9 protein-coding genes are annotated in these 19,345 nt (G+C 45.7%); 3 read left to right on the top strand and 6 right to left on the bottom strand.

Annotated elements, in window-relative coordinates:
- Nucleotides 1-3 precede the first annotated feature (3 nt).
- Both PPIS_RS13840 and PPIS_RS13835 read right to left on the bottom strand, forming a co-directional pair.
- Complete coding sequence (locus PPIS_RS13840) at nt 4-6,315, bottom strand: non-ribosomal peptide synthetase (RefSeq protein ID WP_010378233.1); 6,312 nt, start codon at nt 6,313-6,315, stop codon at nt 4-6.
- The gene (locus PPIS_RS13835) at nt 6,306-11,300 is read right to left on the bottom strand and encodes a non-ribosomal peptide synthetase (protein WP_010378235.1); all 4,995 of its coding nucleotides are present in this window, start codon (nt 11,298-11,300) and stop codon (nt 6,306-6,308) included. Before PPIS_RS13835 ends, PPIS_RS13840 begins: the two co-directional genes overlap by 10 nt.
- A 162-nt stretch (nt 11,301-11,462) precedes the next feature.
- Between PPIS_RS13835 and purT the strand changes: the two genes are divergently transcribed.
- Both purT and PPIS_RS13825 read left to right on the top strand, forming a co-directional pair.
- Complete coding sequence (gene purT / locus PPIS_RS13830) at nt 11,463-12,650, top strand: formate-dependent phosphoribosylglycinamide formyltransferase (RefSeq protein ID WP_010378237.1); 1,188 nt, start codon at nt 11,463-11,465, stop codon at nt 12,648-12,650.
- Nucleotides 12,647-13,540, top strand: a complete 894-nt coding sequence (locus PPIS_RS13825) for an aldo/keto reductase (protein WP_010378240.1) — start codon at nt 12,647-12,649, stop codon at nt 13,538-13,540. Before purT ends, PPIS_RS13825 begins: the two co-directional genes overlap by 4 nt.
- A gap of 268 nt (nt 13,541-13,808) precedes the next feature.
- Here PPIS_RS13825 and PPIS_RS13820 read toward each other — a convergent pair whose 3' ends face one another.
- The 4 genes from PPIS_RS13820 to PPIS_RS13810 all read right to left on the bottom strand — a co-directional run bounded on the left by PPIS_RS13820 (nt 13,809) and on the right by PPIS_RS13810 (nt 17,163).
- On the bottom strand, nt 13,809-14,498 hold the full coding sequence (locus PPIS_RS13820) for a hypothetical protein (RefSeq protein WP_249031218.1): 690 nt from the start codon (nt 14,496-14,498) through the stop codon (nt 13,809-13,811).
- A 40-nt stretch (nt 14,499-14,538) separates the two neighbouring features.
- Nucleotides 14,539-14,709, bottom strand: coding sequence for a hypothetical protein (locus PPIS_RS25145; protein ID WP_155940712.1), 171 nt, complete (start codon nt 14,707-14,709; stop codon nt 14,539-14,541).
- A 346-nt stretch (nt 14,710-15,055) separates the two neighbouring features.
- The gene (locus tag PPIS_RS13815) at nt 15,056-15,727 is read right to left on the bottom strand and encodes a TorF family putative porin (protein WP_010378243.1); all 672 of its coding nucleotides are present in this window, start codon (nt 15,725-15,727) and stop codon (nt 15,056-15,058) included.
- 269 nt (nt 15,728-15,996) lie between these two features.
- The gene (locus PPIS_RS13810) at nt 15,997-17,163 is read right to left on the bottom strand and encodes a hypothetical protein (RefSeq protein WP_019647582.1); all 1,167 of its coding nucleotides are present in this window, start codon (nt 17,161-17,163) and stop codon (nt 15,997-15,999) included.
- Between the two features lie 199 nt (nt 17,164-17,362).
- On the opposite strand from PPIS_RS13810, the gene PPIS_RS13805 reads away from it, so the two are divergent.
- Entirely contained in the window at nt 17,363-19,306 is a 1,944-nt protein-coding gene (locus tag PPIS_RS13805; protein ID WP_010378247.1) for an AsmA family protein, read from the top strand.
- The last annotated feature ends 39 nt before the right edge of the window (nt 19,307-19,345 follow it).

The following is a 19,345-nucleotide window of genomic DNA, read 5'->3' as shown; positions in this document are numbered from 1 at the left end:
GCGTTATAACTCCATTTCAAATTCGCAGTCTTCGCTACTGGCGAGCGCGTTTAGCTGTTGTTCTACTTGCGTGGCAAATGCGTCAAGTTGTGGGTAAGTCAGTAAGGTCGCAACGGCAATTTCGTTGCCGAGCGCTTGACTACACAGAGCGGTAACTTGTGCTGCCTGTATGGATGAGCCACCCAAAGCAAAAAAGTCGTGTTGTAGGCCAATCTCAGAGATTTCAAGTACTTGTTGCCAAGCATTGGCGAGTTGTTGTTGTAGTTCCGTCTCTGGCGCGATATAGGTAATACTATCTTGCAGCGTTGGAATGATGAGCTGTGTGGTATCAAGTTTGCCATTTACTGTCATTGGAAGTGCGTCAATCTGTGATATCGCAGCGAGCTGCATATAGCTTGGGAGCTGTTGATTCAACCATTGGCGAAGGTCGTTTACATCACACTCAGTGTTGGCGTTAAGTACGACATAACCCAACAGCACTTTGCCTGTTTCACTTAAATGTAAGTGTGCAACGGCATGGTCAACATCTGGGTGCGCTTTGAGTTTATACTCGATTTCGCCTGGCTCGACGCGGTGACCATGTAAATCCCACTGTTTGTCAGCTCTGGCAACAAACTCGAATTCACCTTGCTGATTTTTACGCACTAAGTCTCCGCTGCGGTAGAGCTTTTCGTCAGAAAAGTGGTTGTTGTCACAGCGAAGGTGATAGTCAATATAGTGTTTTGCCGTTTGCTTTGGTGACTGCCAATAGCCCAAACCGACGCAATCACCGGCGATGTATAGCTCACCCAGCGCGCCGTCCGGTAAAATCCGCATAAAAGGGTCCAACACGTAGCATCGAGTGTTACGAATAGGCTTACCAATAGTGATAGGTGTATTGGGGTGTACTTCACTAAGTGTTGCGGTGACACTTGTTTCACTTAATCCATATTCATTGAAATGATGCTCTGCCAACTTGTGGCTGACTGGGTCTAAACGAGAACCACCGGCATACAATACGGTTAGGTTAATATCCGCAATCCACTTTGGAAACTGATTGATAAATACCGTAGGAATAAACGCAACATTGACCTGCTTAGCTTTGAGATAGCGGCACAGCTGTTGTGGATCTTTGCGTATTGGCTCTGGAATGATTTCCAGTTTGGCGCCGGCTGCTAGGGCTGGGAATATTTCGCAAATACAGGCATCAAAAACATATTCAGCATATTGACTGGTGACTACCTGAGTATTTCCCTCTAATTTATGGGTGTTGCGCTTCTCGGTGCAGAGGTTAGCAAGGCCTTGGTAAGACAGCATCGCCCCTTTTGGTTCTCCCGTCGTCCCCGAAGTAAAAATGAGGTAAGCCAGTTTGTCTGTCGCATGATTGTTGGCTGAATATGGCAGTAGTTGAGTAGTTTGCTGTAGTGTCTGTACATCAAAGGTCAGTGTTGGCAACGCATTCCAGCTGAGTGGTGTGCGACTAAGGAGCAGTTTTGCCTGCGCTTTTGCCATAATCTCTTGGCGACGAGCAACTGGATGATTGGCTGAGAGTGAGACAAAGGGCATGCCCGCTTTTAGCGCCGCTAGCATTGCTATGGGGGCTTCTATACCTTTATCAAAATAAAGTGCAACTGGCGAGCCTTCGTCATTGGTCGCAACCAACTGTGCTGCTAAGTGATCAGAAAACAAGTCGAGCTCGCGGTAACTCACGGTTTGCTCTGCGAAGCTTAATGCAGTGCGTTCTGGATACGCTGCTACTGTCTTCGCAAATTGCACTAAAAAAGCGTCATTTGGTTGTGATAATCGAGTTTCTGAGATGACTTGCTGTAGATTCTCAGTACTAACTAAAGGACATTGCAGTAAAGGCTTCTCGTTGTACTGACAGAGATTTTCAAGATAACGGCAGAAAAAGTGCACAAATTGTTGGCAGCGGGAAGAGTGATAACGACTGCGAGCAACAATAAGCTGACCAATCAGTTGGTCTGGCATATCTTTAATCACCAAATTCCAGTCAAACTTGGCTGGGTGATATTGGTTTTGCTGGGCGGTGCCGCTGGCGACTTCAAAATGTTGATATTGCGCTGTTGGTAGTGAGAACTGATCAAAGGTAAAAAACACTTGGAACAGTGGCGATACACCCACCTCTCGGATCAACCCAAGTTGCGCGGCAATTGACTCTAATGGCAATTGTTGGTGAGATTTTGCCGCAAGTAACAGCGTTTGGCTTTGTCTTAGGTAGTCAGAAAAACTCTTATTTAAGTCGACACGCAGCGGCATCGGTAAGGTATTAACAAAGTAACCGAGTGTATCTTTAAATGCCGAGTCGCGGTTATCAGTGGGGGAGCCAACGACAATACTTTCACGACTATCCCAAGCACATAATGCGAGCTGAAAAGCACACAGTAGTAAGTTGTACATAGATACCTGATGTGATTTTGCCAGCCCCCTTAACTCAGCAGTTAGTGTTGCTGAGAGGGTAAAGGGGAATGTTTCACCTTGATGATCAAACAAAGCCTGTCTTGGCTCATCGGTTGGCCATGGGGTGACATCAATATCAATCAAGTGTTGCTGCCAAAATGCTGCGGCTTCGTCGTATTGTTGTGTTGATTGCCAATATGCATAGTCGCGAAATTGCAGTGAGGTTGGGGTAAGCGTGTGTCCCGATAGCAGCGTGTTCAGCTCATCCAACAATACTTGTGTAGACCAGCCGTCGAAGGCTATGTGATGAAATACCAGTAACACGCCAAATTCATCATCTTGGTGATACAGTCCGAGCCGCAGCGGCGCATCATTTTCAAGGTCAAATGTCTGAGCGATAAATTCACTATGCGGCGTGTTTATTAGAGTTTCGCATGTTGGCACGCCTTGCTCATCTTTATATGCCCAGCGACCTTGTTGCTGTTGAGTATAGCGGGTGCGCAAAATAGCATGACGCTCAACCAGTTGATAGATTGCGTGTCGTAAGGCTTGCTGTTGTAGCTCACTTGGGCATTTAAGCTGTAAGGGGATATGAAAAGCGCCAGATTGTGTTGCTAATTGCTCGCTGGTGAGCATCGCTTGCTGCTGCGCGGGCACGATGATTTCATCAAGTGATTGCGATGTTGATGCGATCGGTAAAGGCTTGCAGGCGTTGCTAACTTGCTGTGATACCAGTTGCGCTATCGTTTTGCTTTGCAAAAACTGACTCAAACTAATGTTAACGTTACAGCTAGTGTGCATTTTAGCGACCAATGCCATTGCACTTAGAGAATGGCCGCCCAAGGCAAAAAAGTCATCATCAATACCTACGAGCTCAACCTCAAGCTGCGTCTGCCATAGAGCACAAAGCTGCTGCTCTAATGGCGTGCGTGGTGCTCGGTATGGTGTCTGTGATACTAGTGCGAGGCTTGGTAAGCTGCGGCTGTCCACTTTACCAGAGGCGAGCACAGGCAATTGTTCGAGCCAACACGTGGCACTTGGCAGCATATAATCTGGTAATTGTGGTTGTAGCCACTTCACAATCTCGGTGTGAGAGAGGGTTTGCTCACCAGTGAAATAAGCAATGAGATGGTTGTTTTGCTGTACTTTGACGCAAGCTTGGTTGATTTGCGGGTGCAGGTTAAGTAAGTGTTCTATTTCTTGTAGCTCGATGCGATAGCCACGAATTTTTACCTGCTCATCGGCACGTCCTAAAAATTGGATCTCGCCGTTTGCCAGATACCGCGCCTGATCGCCCGTGCGATACATACGTGTTCCGTGCCAGTTAATAAAGCGCGATGCCGTCTGCTCTGCAAGGTTAACATAGCCTCGTGCGACACTCGCGCCACCAATCAGGATCTCTCCTTGACAAAAGGGTGGCAGCGCCTTGAGGTTGGCATCAACGATCTGAATATCAACATGAGCCAGCGGTGCGCCAATATTATTGAAATAGCGTGATTGTAGCGGCTGGTGGTTTGCTGTTGCGGTTACCGTGGTTTCGGTCGGACCATATTCAATATGAAGAAGAGGCGTCCATGCCTCCATGAGATTGCGGTCACAAGGCTCGCCACCGGTGATCACACGCTGTAGTGCATGATGCTGGGGCGGCGTGCCGATGGCACTTAAAAATGCCGGAACTGTAACTAAGTGACTGACCCGTTGGTTAACGAGCGTATCGCTTATCATAGCTGGCGACTTTGCACTTGCCTCATTTATGATCACCCAGCACGCACCGTTGAGCAGCGTTAAAAAGAGTGGCTCTACGGACGCGTCGAAAAAGTATGGAGCCAGACTCAGTGTTTTTTCACTTGAGTTAAAATCGTAAGCCGCAGTTGCGCTTTGAACCAAAGCCTGAACTTGCCGCTGTTCTACCATAACGCCTTTTGGTTTGCCGGTACTTCCAGAAGTATAAATAATATATGCAAGTGATGAATGGCACGGTGAGTGTGCTTGAGCTGAATTGAAAACAGGAGCTGGTTGTTGTGCTAACTCGTCAATGTTTTGCACATTTGTGATTGCGCTAAAACACATAGCCGTATTCAAGGTTGCTTGATGACAAAGTAGCAGGTTGGCACCACTGTCTTGCAACATAAACTCACTACGTGCTTGGCCTTGCTCTGGATTGAGCGGTAGATATCCAGCACCCGCTCCAAGTGTTGCTAATATGGCGACTATCATCTCTGGACTGCGCTCAAACATCAGCGCGACCACAGGGCTTTGCTCGTGGGTTAACTGTGCTTGGAGTTGCACAATCAGGTGCTGAACACGCGCAGCGAGTGTTTGGTAAGTAATAACCTCATCGTTGCTTTGTAATGCTGGTGCATCTGGAGCTGCTGAGGCGCAGGCTAAAAATTGTTGATATAGCGATAGGGTTGGAGTTTGCTTAAGGGTGGTCGCTGGTGGTGTTGTACCAGTGTGAGAAGTTGATAATTGCTCAAGAGCGACGTCGCTGTGCTCTACCTGCTGTACCAATAATTGCTGATAGGTGTGGGCAAATTGCTGTGCAAATGCATCATCAAACTTATTGGGATCAAGACTTATCTGTCCTTGCAAATTTGTATTGCTATCATCAAATGCCAGACGGAAATCACATTTAATCGGGTTATATAAAGACTCGTTGGTAAAAGCATCAACTGCTGAAAATGGTAACGCAAACTCGTCCATCAGCTCGCTGGCAAATCTCTGTACACTAAACATCAGGCTTGGCTGAGGTGAGTGTTTGCCCTCACTCAAACAGGCAACTTGTTGATCATAAGGATAACTTTGGTATTGTTTTGCGGCGCGCACGGTCTCATGAACTTGCTGCACGAGGCTGGCAAAATTTTGGCGATAATCTAGCTTCACTCTAAGCACTAAGGTGTTGACAAAAAAGCCAATCATTTCTTGCGTTTGCGGGTGATCTCGATTATCCGATGGCGCACCAATCACGATGTCTGTTTCACCGCTATGCAGTGCCAAAATATAACAGTAATGGGCAAGCAACACGCTGTACACTGTGGTATTTAATGATTTTGCTAGGGCACGCAATGCCTGACTTTGCTGTGGTGAAAATGCAAAATAGTGCGTGAGCGATTCGGTTTCGTGTGTTTGTGTAGCGAACAGCGGTGCAATTTGTGTGGCATGAGCGCCTGCAAGTTGCGTTTGCCAATAACTGTGTGCAGCGCTTTGTTCTTGCTTTTGTTGCCACTTGGCAAAGTCAAAATAACTTAATGGCTTAATGCTTTCTCCTTGTAGCAAGCTAACCAGATCGCGCAACATGACTCGCATTGACCAAGCATCAAAGACGATATGATGCCAAAGGAAAAGCATAAAATGCCTTTGCTCAAGCTCAATAATACAGACTCTAAAGGGAGCTTGAGTATGGAGATCAAACGGCGTGTGAATGTGCTCTCTTACCAGTGTTTGTACATGAGTCAAAGTGATTGCTCGGTGATACTCGACCGCAAGAGGTTGTAAGGTTGCTCGGCAGTTAAAATGCTCAGCATCGGTTTCAATCACACTCGTTAGGATAGGGTGATGGACAAGCAGCTGTGCTAGTGCCGAGATTATGTCTTGTTGCTGCGCTGGATCATTCAGCTCAACCAGCATTGGAATATGATAAGCACAAGACTTTGGTGCACGTTTGTCTACATACAGCAACCTTGCCTGGGCATTGGAAAGCGGCACTGGTTTTAATAATGGCCAACTTAAAAAGGCTGCTTCGGAGCAGATCTGGTGGGCGCTTAGTAGCGCCAATAATTCAGCTTTATGCGCTTTGAGTGCCGTGAGCAAAGTTGGCGCTACGTTACCCTCATATCCCAGTGCCAAGGTATTTTGCTCAGACACCCACACGCGCAACTGCTGCGCGTGAAGGTCGTTTAGTAAAGATGTTAACTCCATGACTGTAGCTCCATCACCTGTGAAGAGGTGGTGGCAGGTGCGTCTTGAGATTGGGTGATATCACTCAACTCTATGGTGTCTAGGTATTGTGCCAGAGCTGCAACCGATGGGTTGGCAATGATCGCTGATAGCGGGATGGCAATCTGATGCCATTTATGGGCATTGCGCACGAGCTGCACCGCTAAGATGGAGTTTCCACCTAGACGATAGAAATTATCATGGATACCGACTTGTTCCAGTTCTAATGTGGTTTGCCAAATTTGGCAAAGCGTCTGCTCAAGCACTGTGCGCGGCGCGGCGTATTGGTTTGATGATGACATCTGCGGTAGCGGTAGTGCTTTGCTATCTAGTTTACCGTTTACGGTTAGTGGCATCGCCGTGAGTTGGGTGATGCTATCCGGTACCATATATGCTGGCAGCTGCGTTCGTAGATGGTTAAGTAATTGCTCGGCGTCAAAATAAGCATGACTTTCCATCACAGCATAGCCACTTAGCGCCGTTTGATTTTGGCGTGTATAGGTGATCACTGCGGCTTCTTTAACACCGCTACAGCTGAGCAATTGGGATTCGACTTCACCAAGCTCGATACGATGACCCCTGATCTTCACTTGGTTATCCAAACGACCTAGGTATTCTAAATGACCGCTTGGCAATAATCTGGCGTTATCACCGGTTTTGTAAACGCGGGTGAGTTTGCCATTGAGCGTTAGCTCAAAAAAGCGAGTAGCGCTCAGCTCAGGTTGATTCAAATAACCAATCGCCAAACCTGCACCAGAGATAAACAGCTCTCCCGGACAACCCACAGGTACGGGACGTAGCTGACTATCCAGCACCCAAGCCTGCATATCATTGAGCGGCACGCCAATGTCAGCAATCTGGGTATTCATGTTAGGGTGCAAAGGTTGATAGGTGACATGTACCGTGGTTTCAGTAATACCGTACATATTGACCAATTGAATACGCTGACCAAAGCGTTGCCACCAAGGACCCAGTTTATCGTAGTTGAGCTGCTCACCACCAAAGATCACAGTGCTAAGGCTATCGAGCGACGCCGCCGCAGAAATGGCAACATCACTAAAATTATAAAATGCACTTGGAGTTTGGTTAAGCACGGTGACAGCAAATTGCTCACACTGCTTTACAAAACCAAAACTATCTCTTGCTTCTTCGTAGCTTGGAATAAACAACCGACTGCCATGACACAGTGCTCCCCATATTTCCCAAACACTAAAGTCAAAAATCGTATCGTGATAAAGCACCCAGGTATCTTCGCTATTAAAGTGGTAAAGCGGTTGACTGGCAGATAGCAAGCGCGCAACATTTTTATGGCTTTGAATAACGCCTTTAGGTTGGCCCGTCGTACCTGAGGTGTAAATGATGTAGGCTGCAGAATCAGGCGACGGTTGGCAAAGTGCAATATCGCAAGGCGCGAATGTATTATCCAAGTTTAACAGTGGCCAATTTGATTGCTCATTTTCGCTCAAGCTTTGCTGACTTATGGTGTTGGTTAATACTAACTTGAGCTGAGCATCGTCAATAATAAAAGCATTGCGGGCAGCTGGCGCTCTTGGCGATAGCGGCACATAAGCGGCGCCAGCTTTCATGATGGCAAGCATAGCAACAACAGTGTCAATGCCGGGCTGCAGGTATAGGCCGATATACTCAAGCGTGCCATACTGCTTAAGAATATGTGCAGCAAGGCTGTCTGAACGAGTACTCAGCACCTGATAGCTTAACTCCGTTTGACTGGTGATAAGTGCAGTTTGCTGGCTGCGAGACTGCGCGTGATGCGTAAATAGTGACAGTAAATCTTGGCTTTGGTGCTGCGCTATTTGAACATCGCGTTCAACATGGCTTTGTAAACTCAACTGTTCAAGTGGTAATTGCCCATCAACGCTGATAAGTTGCGCGAGAATATGACTAAAGTTGTCACTTAAGGCATCGATAAACCAAGGATCGTAGCGGTTTAAGTCAAACTCCCATAACATAGTGACCGAATCATCCTGATCTTGCCCCATACGGGTAAGCACCACGATATTAATCTCAAACTTCGCCGCTTGACTGCTGATCGCCTCGAAATACTCAATATCATCTAACCCCGGAAGCGTGAGCTCTGGCAGTGGTGAATCATGGAAGCTAAAACAGATCTGGAATAACGGGTTAACGCCTTTGATGCGCTCAGGGTTTACATCCGCGACGACTTCAGTAAATGGTAGGGTTTGATTGGCCAGCATATCGTTACTGACTTCAAAACAATGCTGTACCAGTTGTTCAACAGACATTTCTGGTGTTTGCTGAACTCGCGCCACTACGGTGCTGACGAGCATCCCAATGGTATCATCCACATTGGTGTAGCCTCGGTTTGCAACGCCAGAACCAATACAAATATCCTCATCGCCACTAAAGCGCGAAAGGACAATATTTAATGCCGCAAGGGCAACGGCGAATGGCGTGATCTGATGCGCTTGGCTGTAGGCTTTTAAATTGTTCCATAGCGAACGAGGCAGTTTAACCCGGTGTGCGCGACCACGTTCGGTTGCGGTTTCGCCGAGACGAGAAACAGGCAAGTTAATACGGCTCGGTGCGTCTTGAAGTTGTGCTTTCCAAAATTGACGTTGCAGCTCGGCTTGCTCTGTTCCCAACCATTGATGCTGATAGGCTGCGTAATCGGCGTATTGTGTGATTTCTGGCAAAGTACCTTGGCTTGCGCCATTCAAGCGCTGTTTATAACAACTAAATAGGTGATCAAGGAAGATGTTAGAAGACCAACCATCATGTACTAAGTGATGTTCAATATGAATAAGTACATGTTTAGATTCGCTAATTTTTACAATTGCCCAGCGTGCCAGCGGTAATTGGTCAATCGCAAAAATATCATTCATATGACCATTAACGAGTTTGTCGACCTCAGCTAACGCTTGTGCTTCTTGATACTCACTAAAGTCAAAGTAAGGCACGTCTTGCTGGTAGTGCTTTGCAATATACTGCAGCGGCTCATGTAAGTCGTAGCTAGTACGGAAAATCGCATGGTTATCAACGATATCTTGTAATGCGCCTTGTAGTGCAGGTACATTTAAATCGCCACTGAAGGTGATAGTACACTTTGCATGATAGGCTTTATCGCTTGGATCGGCTTTGGCTAAAAACCAAATCGCGCGTTGTTGCAGTGATAGCGGGGCGACCTCCTCAAAATCGGCACCGCGCTTTGGAATCGCAATGGTTTCAAAGTGTTGAGTTTGCATTGCTTGCCATACTTGTCCAGCACTACGATAGCGATAGATTAGATGTGTTGGCACGCTTAAGCCGAGCTGCTGAAATAACTGGTTGCTAAGGTTGATTGCAGAGATGGAGTCACCACCTTGTTGGAAAAAATCTTGTTGCCAGCCAAGACCAGGCAAACAGAAACCTTGGAACTGCGCTAAAAAAGCTTGTTGTTCTTGGCTAAGCTGATCTTGTGGTTGGTCTTGTTGGCTACTTAATTCGTAATTAGCGAGTGCGCGGCTATCTACCTTCCCGTTTTCGGTCATGGGTAATGAGTCTAAACATTGATAGTGATCTGGCAGCATATAGTCTGGCAGTAGCTTTTCTGCTAACTGGCTGATGTGTTGTCCAAGGTCTGCTGTAGGTTCACTATGAGGAACGATAAATGCCACCAAGAACTTAGCATTACCTCGTTGTACTACTTGGCAGCTTGCAAGTTTTACCGCCTCATGTTGGGCAACAACTTTTTCTATTTCACCTAACTCAATACGAAATCCGCGTAGCTTAATTTGGTTGTCATTACGACCAACAAAATGATAATTATCACCGTCAAAACTTACTAAGTCGCCAGTTTTATAAAGTCTAGCGAAGTGCACAGGGTCGACTTCTGCTTGATAATAGGGGTTTGCGATAAATCGAGATTTTGTGAGCTCAGGACGGTTTAAGTATCCTTTTGCTAAACCTGCACCACTAATATAGAGCTCACCGATAGCGCCATTGGCTACTTGTTGCAATTGCTCATCTAGCACATAAAGTTTGGTATTCACAAAAGGTTGACCAATATTAAATTCGGAGTCGGCATTGGTATATTCATTGGCGCAGGTGCACACGGTATATTCGGTAGGACCATAACCGTTAAACACTCGCGTGACTTCTGAAAGTCGAGAAAGCATTTCTAGATTTGGGGTTTCTCCTGCGACGATTAATTTGCGCATAGAGCGCAAATCTCGGGGGTCCATCAAAGCCAGCAATGCAGGAGGGATAGCGCCAAATTGAATCGCATTCTTTGAGATCAATTGGCTTAGCGCTTTGGCATCACGTCGCTCGGTTTCTGTCGTTACAAATACAGTTTGGCCCAACATGATATGCACGAGCAGCTCAAATACACTGGCATCGAAAATATAAGAGGCAAACATCATAACGCGGTCAAGTTGGTCTAGTTCAAAGCGGCCAATTTGTGACTCGGCTAAATAAAGTAAATTTTGGTAAGGTACTTCTACGCCTTTTGGCGTGCCAGTGGTGCCCGAGGTGTAGATCACATAGGCAATATCACTCATTTTATAATCAGGAGTAACAAAGGCTTGCGTTGCAGGAGATTCGATCAACACTTGAGGCGTGTGGCCAAATTGTGGCAGCGCTTGATAATGCCCATGAGTGACGATAAGCGCCGGTTGGCTATCTTCAAGAATAAACTCGCAGCGAGCTTTGGGTGCCTCAGTGGAAATAGGGATATAACCCAATCCTGATTTGATTGCCGCTAAGATCCCCACGACCATATCAATGCCGCGCTCGAGATATAGTGCCACATAAGGCGATTGAGATTGGCTCAGGTTCGCTTGTTGCTTAATATTCGCGGCGACTCGTGTTACCTGCTCTTCAAGTGCTTTATAGGTGACTTGCGTACCGTTAAATACCAGTGCAACTTTATTGGCGTATTGGCTGAATGCTTGCGTTAGTAAGATCTGTGGCTGAGTGCTGTAATCAATAGGAGACTGGGCGGTCATTGAAGTAATCCTTTAAATATAAAAATGCTCTTTGTGTACAATATGTAAAGAATGTGTTTGAAATGTGTATTTTGTGATTTTGAGTTGGATTGCCGTCTTCTCAGCTTTTGCATATGACAAAAAGTCGCTACCATGGGGCATCAAACCAACCAAGGAATCATCATGAAAATCAAACCTCTGGGCACGCCCTTTTCGGCAACTGCTTGCAAAGTATTACTCTGCGGTGGTGGCGAGTTAGGAAAGGAAGTCGTTATCGAATTTAAGCGCTTAGGTGCAGAAGTGATTGTCTTAGATCGCTACGACAATGCGCCAGCGATGCAAGTGGCAGATCGCAGCTATACCTTGTCTATGTTGGATGGTGAAAAACTCAAAGCGATTATTGAACAAGAGCAACCTGATTATATCGTGCCGGAAATCGAAGCCATTGCGACGGATAAGCTGGTGGAATTAGAGACTGAAGGTTACACGGTGGTGCCAACCGCCAAAGCGACTCAATTGACCATGAACCGTGAAGGGATCCGCCGTCTTGCCGCTGAAACGCTTGGACTTGCGACTTCACCCTATCAGTTTGTTGACACCTTGGCAGACTTTAATGCTGCTGTCGCGCGTATCGGCATGCCGTGTGTGGTTAAGCCTATCATGAGCTCGTCAGGTAAAGGGCAAAGTGTGATTAAAAGTGCCGCGGATATCGAAGCGGCTTGGCACTATGCTCAAGAAGGTGGGCGTGCAGGTCAGGGCAGAGTGATTGTGGAAGGTTTTGTTGATTTTGACTACGAAATTACGCTGCTAACCGTACGCCATATCGATGGCACGAGTTTTTGTGAGCCAATTGGACATGTGCAACAAGACGGTGATTATCAGCAAAGCTGGCAGCCGCAGCAGATGTCAGCACTCGCGCTCGAGCGCAGTAAAGCGATGGCTGAAAAAGTCACGGCTGCACTGGGCGGTCGGGGTCTTTTTGGCGTTGAACTCTTTATTAAGGGTGATGAAGTTTACTTCAGCGAAGTCTCACCAAGGCCACATGATACCGGCATGGTTACGCTTATCTCGCAAGATTTAAGTGAGTTTGCGCTGCATGCTCGGGCAATTTTAGGTTTGCCTATCCCCACTATTCATTTCAATGGGCCATCGGCATCTAGCGTGATCCTTGTCGAAGGGGAATCAACACAATTACAGTTCAACAATCTTGCACAGGCGCTTGCAGAGCCACTAACGGATATTCGTTTGTTTGGTAAACCAGAGGTGAGTGGCAAGCGCAGAATGGGTGTGGCGTTAGCGCGCTCAGACTCGGCTGAAAGTGCTGTCGAGAAAGCCAAGCAAGTGGTTGCACAAGTAGGAATTACGTTATGAACGCAAACACCCGCGTACTTGACCCATTAGTATTGGGGTTTTGGCGGCTATTAGATTGGCAAATTACGCCGCAAGAAAATTTACGTTTTTTAAAGCAAGCGATTGAGCTTGGAATACGCGATACTGATCATGCTGATATTTACGGTGAGTATCAGTGTGAGGCGGAGTTTGGCAAAGCCTTAGCGCTTGAGCCCAGTATTCGAGAGCACATTCAGATCATCACTAAATGTGGCATTAAGCCCGCATTTCCGAGCTTGGGATTAGCGGGAAAGGCGAACCACTATGATTCGAGTAAAGCGCATATCATTGCCCAAGCGCAGCAGTCACTAAAGCATTTCGGCACGGATAGGCTAGATGTGCTGTTGATCCATCGCCCGGATTATCTGATGGATGCTGATGAAGTTGCCGATGCGTTTAATACCCTCAAACAAAACGGCGATGTGCTGCATTTTGGGGTCTCGAACTTTACACCCAGCCAGCTTGGTTTATTGCAATCGAGACTTGATTTCGCTTTAGTGACCAACCAAATTGAGTTTTCACCTTATGAGATGAAAGCGCTTGACGATGGCACGCTTGATCAGTGCCAACAACTAGGCATGAATCCTATGCTGTGGTCGCCGCTGGCAGGGGGCAGAATATTCTCCAGTGAAGATGAAAAAGCCAAACGCCTGCGTGCGGTGCTACAGCAAGTGGCTGAAGAGATTGGTAGCACTGAAATTGATCAAGTGATCTACGCATGGCTTGCCATGCATCCATCGAAACCTGCCACTGTGCTTGGAACGGGAAATATTACTCGAGTTGCCAGCGCGTTTGCTGCACAGTCACTTAGCATGAGTCGCGAGCAGTGGTATCGCATTTGGTCGGCGTCTACCGGGCATAGCGTACCATAAATCAGCGCCTTAAGAATTATTGAGGATAGACTGTACGATTAAGCAAGTACAGCTATACTCAAATGCCGCTGTTGATAGAGGGTAGAACAGTAAACGTTGGAAAATAGGTGTTGGCGATAAAGTTGACAGATCGTTAATTAATCTCACCAACACCGGATCGTTGATGTGAATACACATTCTGAAAAATGCTTAAAACTTTTTGAAAGTGAATTCATTGCTGTTAGGACTAAAACTTTTTATTAAAAACAGTAGTAACCCGAATCCCAGGTTAGTCTGTTAATGTCAATTTGCTGGGATCATCGGTTGCAATGTATAGCCCTTTAAAAATCGTTTCTCCATACTCGTTTGTTTGTTTGCTCTGAAATGAATAGTTTTTATCGAACTCAGACATATTGCTGAGCACATCAGTATTGCTATCAGAACCGACCACAAGCTCTAACATACAAACTCTTGCTGCACATTTGAATGTTTCATCTAGTATATGAACTGCTTCTAACCGTGCTTGTATAAAAGTTTGAAGTTTCGCTTCACGGTCATTTGCTAAATCTGAGTACTCGACAAGGCTCATCTGTTTGAGTATTTCATTGGTATCAGCCCTAAAGAAAGATTCTAAGCGAGACCGATAAAGACTTTCTTGCTGTGTGTTATTATTGATAAATTGCGCATTGAAATTGACTAGACTTAGTGGTTGGGCTGCGCGTTCCGTGATATTTTCTTGAACTGCTACTTCTGTTTGTGTAGCTGAATCAAGGGGATCATTTTTAATCTTATTTTCTTGAGTACTGGAGACTGCTATTTTTGTACTGGATACACTTGGTGAATAGTTTAGGCTGGGTGCTATTTCAGTATTTTGGCTAATTGACGTCATGGGGGAGTTTGTCTCAGAGCTCAAGACATAAACACCTGCACTGATAGCAATAGCAAGAGACAATACTAAGGTTAATTTTACTTTCATCATAATCCTTATATGCCATATAGCAGCGCTATATGGGATAGTTTTAGTCTATATTCATTGGAGGATTTAAAACACACTGAATTTGGCCACCACCTGAACACGAGAAGTTGATAGAGCCATGATCAACTGTCATGACCCGACACGACATTGCAAGTGCACTATGGGCAAACGTTAATGCGAGAGTCACAAAAGCGGTAGCTATTAATGATTTCATTTAATTAATATCCTTTTTCCTAAAATGGGGCCTGAATGTTATCGCTTGTTTTTTTAAGTGTAAACTTTTTGTTTGCTTCACTGCTGAACAGCTTATTCGCGCTTCACTTATCTTAAGTCTTTATTAGGTGTGGTTAGAATTTAGTTCAATCGAGCAAAAGGATTAAGTTCCTGTTTTGATTTATAAAACAAGCTGATGACTACAGAGGGAGACGGTGAAAGCCTTGCTTGGAAACTTTTGAATTACTAATAATATAAAGTATAAAAAAGGGCCTTTCGGCCCTACGTGTTGCAGCAAGTAAAAAATAAGGTGATGCGGCTGTCACAGGACCGCTCACCTTTGGTCATCACAGATTAAAATCTAATCCATAACTTACATATGCTTTAATATCGTCGCTACTGTCTAGGTCGGTTTTTACTAATCCGAAGGTAAAACCTTGCGTAGATAAACTCACCCCGTAATCCATATAAGCGTCGTCTTCTCCTGTCCACTCAAGCACTGTGTCTCCGCTGGAGCGACCAATATGTAGAGTTAATTCACTGTCTTTAAAAATGGGGAAGCTGGCCGACACTTCGGCATATAGCATGTCTTCTTCTGTGGTTGAGTCGCTTTGCGCGGTGGCTAGGTGGCTGAGTTTAAACGTAAAGTATTGCCAACCAAGCGCGGCGTAAATCTCGCCAAAATCAATATCTCCACTGGCATCGGGATAGGCGTAGTGGATATAACCAAAATCAAAACTCATGCCCTTGATTTCGCCAGCGTAACCCGCGTACAGATCCATTTCGTAACTGGCGGAGTCGCCAAAGTCGATGTTAGAGACCCAAGTGCCCGCATAAAACCCAGACTCATTGCTATAATCCAAGCCGCCAGACACCGCTGCGCCGTCATCAGTCTGGGTGATACCACGCCAGTAGTAATTTGAGCTTGCCGCAATATTTGCTGTTACTTCCGCCTGAGCAGAGACACAAAAGCACGCAGTCAGGCCGCCGAGTAGCATAAGCAAAGGTTTGTTTTTCATTCTGTTTTCCCCATTGAACGCAGAGTTATTATTCGGTTGTTGTCATTGCATTTTCTGCAAAGAGTAAGTGCAAGGGGGAGGCCAATGTCAGGAAATAGCGGAGAATTTATTCTATGTTACTAAAAATATTGGAATTTAATTTCTGAGTTTCGAAAGTAGGACAGAGTGATTTGCATAAACGTTGCACATGGCTGGTGCAAAGTACCATAGCTTGCACGATATTAATGCAAGCTATGAATTGCGCTAGCCGTTATTGAAGTTTAGGTTAGTTATCCAAAGATGGTGCGCATTAGGCTGATGGTTTCATCAACACTGCGGCCTTTTTCCACTTCAGCGACTATCGAGTCACGTTTGGTGCGAATATGCTCTGGAATAGACTCATCCGCGAGTGCGCGGTCGACTAACACTTCTGCTGACTCTTTACCGCGGCGTACTGTTTTTTTGCCACCACTGGTGCCGCTGCGCTGAGGTTTATGCAGTAGCTTAAAGTAATTGGAGTTAGTGGCGGTGTCTTTATCCGCGTAATAAAACAGGCATGGTAGCAGCGCTTTAATTTCAGCAAGTTGCGTTTCAAACTCATCCACAGGAGTGGCCATCGTATACCATGGCATTGCTTTAATGGTGCTGACGACATCGGTCCAGTAACGCTCAAAATCGCGATTGTTAAGTTTAGCAACACCAAATGCTTGGCACAAAGCGTCAAGCTTGCTCGAGGTTATTGGCGTGAACACATCAGGGCGACGCATTGCTAATAGGCGAGTAGCTGGTGCAAGCGTTGGCTTTTCCTCGCTGCCAGCAAAGGCACTTAAATACCCGACCATAAATGATTGGTAATGTTCGAGCGTCACGTCACCTTCTGCCGGGATTGCGGCTAGCGCTTCATCAAAAGCACCCGGAAGGTCGTCTAATAATTGATGAAAGCCTTTTGCACTTTTGGTGGAGGCAAACCACTCTACGTCAAACTGATACACGCTGGTATCTAAATTTGCAGCATGCTTACCGCTAAAGGCGAGGCGATCTTCTTTGATCATGTCTTTAAGTGGAGTGCTGCGCATTGGTTTAAGGTATTCAATCAGTTTTAATTGCTCATCTAGTGCAATCACTTCTTTGTGACTGGCAATAAATGCAGCCACCACAGGCCAAGGCGCAATGCGTAACGTCTTGAGTTGTAAAAAGCTAATCGCTGCGATGAGCAGATCTTGTAGCTTTTTCACTGTAGGTAATTGATGGTCATCCAGTAAATCAAAATTGATACGATTTTTCGCCACATCAAGCAGTTCATAACACCAACCAAGAAAATCTTCAGGGTGATTTTCCACCTTAACCGCCATCAGATTAAGGCTGATCTCCGTGGCTTGTTTGAGGATATTTTGATAAATCTGACTTTCTTGTTCGCCCAAGGCCATGTTTGACGGTGATATGAGCAGTTTCTTCATGCGGGTTAGATACTCCAAGTTTGATTAATAAACCAACCAGTAAAATATAGCTAATGACGCTAAAAACTGGCAAGGGCGAGGATCATACCGATTAGTCAAAAGGTTGCAATCGCTCAGTACAAATTATTTGCCTTTATTCATGGTATATTCGACTACAGCCGTTATCATAAAGAGAACCAAGCCTTACGAAGGAAAAGCAATGAACCGGCTAGTTAAAATCGTAGGCGCCATTGTCGCGCTTATTATTATTCTTGTTATCGCAGCCCCGTTTTTAATCCCCAAACAGGCAATTATTGACCAAGTCACGTCACAGGTTGAGTCAGTGACAGGTAGAAAACTGTCGATCGATGGCGACTCTGACATCGGTATTTTCCCAACGCTGCACATTGAGCTAAACCAAGTGCGATTTGCCAACATGGCAACGGGCAGTCGCCCAGATATGTTTGCCATGGAGCAACTTGCCGTGCATATTCCGTGGTTAAGTGCGCTGTCTGGTGAAGCTAAGCTTGAGCGCTTTGTGATCAATAATCCTAAAATTATTCTAGAAACCGACAAACAAGGTAATGCTAACTGGCAGTTGCTACCCACCAGTGCAGAAAACGCGCCAACGGCGCAAACCAGTTCACAAGGTAATATGCAGTTACCGGAAGGCTTAGATGTTAGCCTTGGCGAAGTGGCGATTTATGGTGGCTCGGTGACTTACCTTGATGGTGTGACAGGCGCTGAATATCAGGTAACTGATTTAGACATTAGCGTGATGCTATCGTCACTGTACCAACCACTAGAAGTCGACGGTAAGCTGACTTTTCAAGGTCAAACTTTTAACCTAGTTACTACACTCGATAATCCAGCAAAGGCGGTAGAAGGTGAAACCTTTAATGTTGAACAACAAGTAAAATCAGCGCTGTTCAACCTTGACTATAAAGGTGAAATTGCAGAGCAAGGTAAAACCATTCGCGGTCAATTAGCTTTGACTGGCGACTCGATAAAAGCGCTAGCTAAGTGGCAGGGCGTTGACCTAAAAGCCAAAGAAAATGCGTTCAACGACTTTGGCCTAAACGCTAAAATGACGATGCAAGGGCAAGTATTTACGCTCAACGCCTTAGAAGCGACCTTGGACGAATTGGTAATAAAAGGTCAAAGTACAGTCACCCTCTCAGGTAAGCCTGATATTACCGCGAGTGTTGACCTTGGCATGTTAGATCTTAACCCTTATTTGCCAGAACCTGTGGAAAAACCACAAACGCAACCTGAGTCAGAAGGCGCACCAGCACAGCCTATAGTGTGGGATGACACTGCAATTGATTTGTCAGCACTTAATAGCCTCAATGCGAATGTGAAGATCACTTCTACAGGGCTACGTGCGAGAGAAATTAAGCTTGGCGAAAACCAAATCAGCTTAGTGCTTAACTCAGGTAAGGCGACACTGAGCCTAGATAAGTTCCAAGCCTATGAAGGTCAGGGTAAAGGTAAGGTTGTTGTAAATGCAGCAGCAAAACCTTATGCCATCAGTACTGACTTTGCATTAACAGCAATTAACGCTGAGCCACTACTGACCGATGCTATTGGCTTTGACAAAGTATTGGGTAAAGGTAGCCTTAATTGGGCGTTAAACACGCAAGGTGTCAGTCAAAAGCAATTTGTGAATGCCCTTGGTGGTAAATTAGGTTTTGAGTTCAAAGATGGTGGCGTAAAAGGCGCTAACCTTGCTGAGATGATCCGTAAGGGCAAAGAGATGCTCAAAGGCGATTTCTCTTCGGTATCGCAAGGACTCAATGCCAATTTCGACCCAGATCAAAAAACCGACTTCTCAGCCATGACTGGCACCTTTGTCTTTACCAAAGGCGTAGGTCAAAATGATGACTTCTCGTTGGCAAGCCCGTTACTACGAGTGACAGGCAAGGGCACCGTTGATTTACCACAAACTTTAGTAGATTACCGTGTGGTGACTGGAATTGTTGATACCATTGAAGGGCAAGCCAGTAGCGATGACAGTACCGGTTTTAAAATTCCGGTGCGGATCAAAGGTCCATTCCACAAAGTTGAAACTAGCCTAGACCTAAAAGAAGCGGCCAAAGACAAAGCCAAAGACAAGGTTAAGGATAAGGTAAAAGACAAACTTAAAGGTTTGTTTGGTGGATAGATCTTTATGACGCTTCAATAAACAGCTCATCTGTTTGTT

The sequence above is a fragment of the Pseudoalteromonas piscicida genome, assembly GCF_000238315.3.
Taxonomy (GTDB): Bacteria; Pseudomonadota; Gammaproteobacteria; order Enterobacterales; family Alteromonadaceae; genus Pseudoalteromonas; species Pseudoalteromonas piscicida.
The sequence above is the reverse complement of the archived record's forward strand: the minus strand, read 5'-3'. Positions and strand labels throughout refer to the sequence as shown.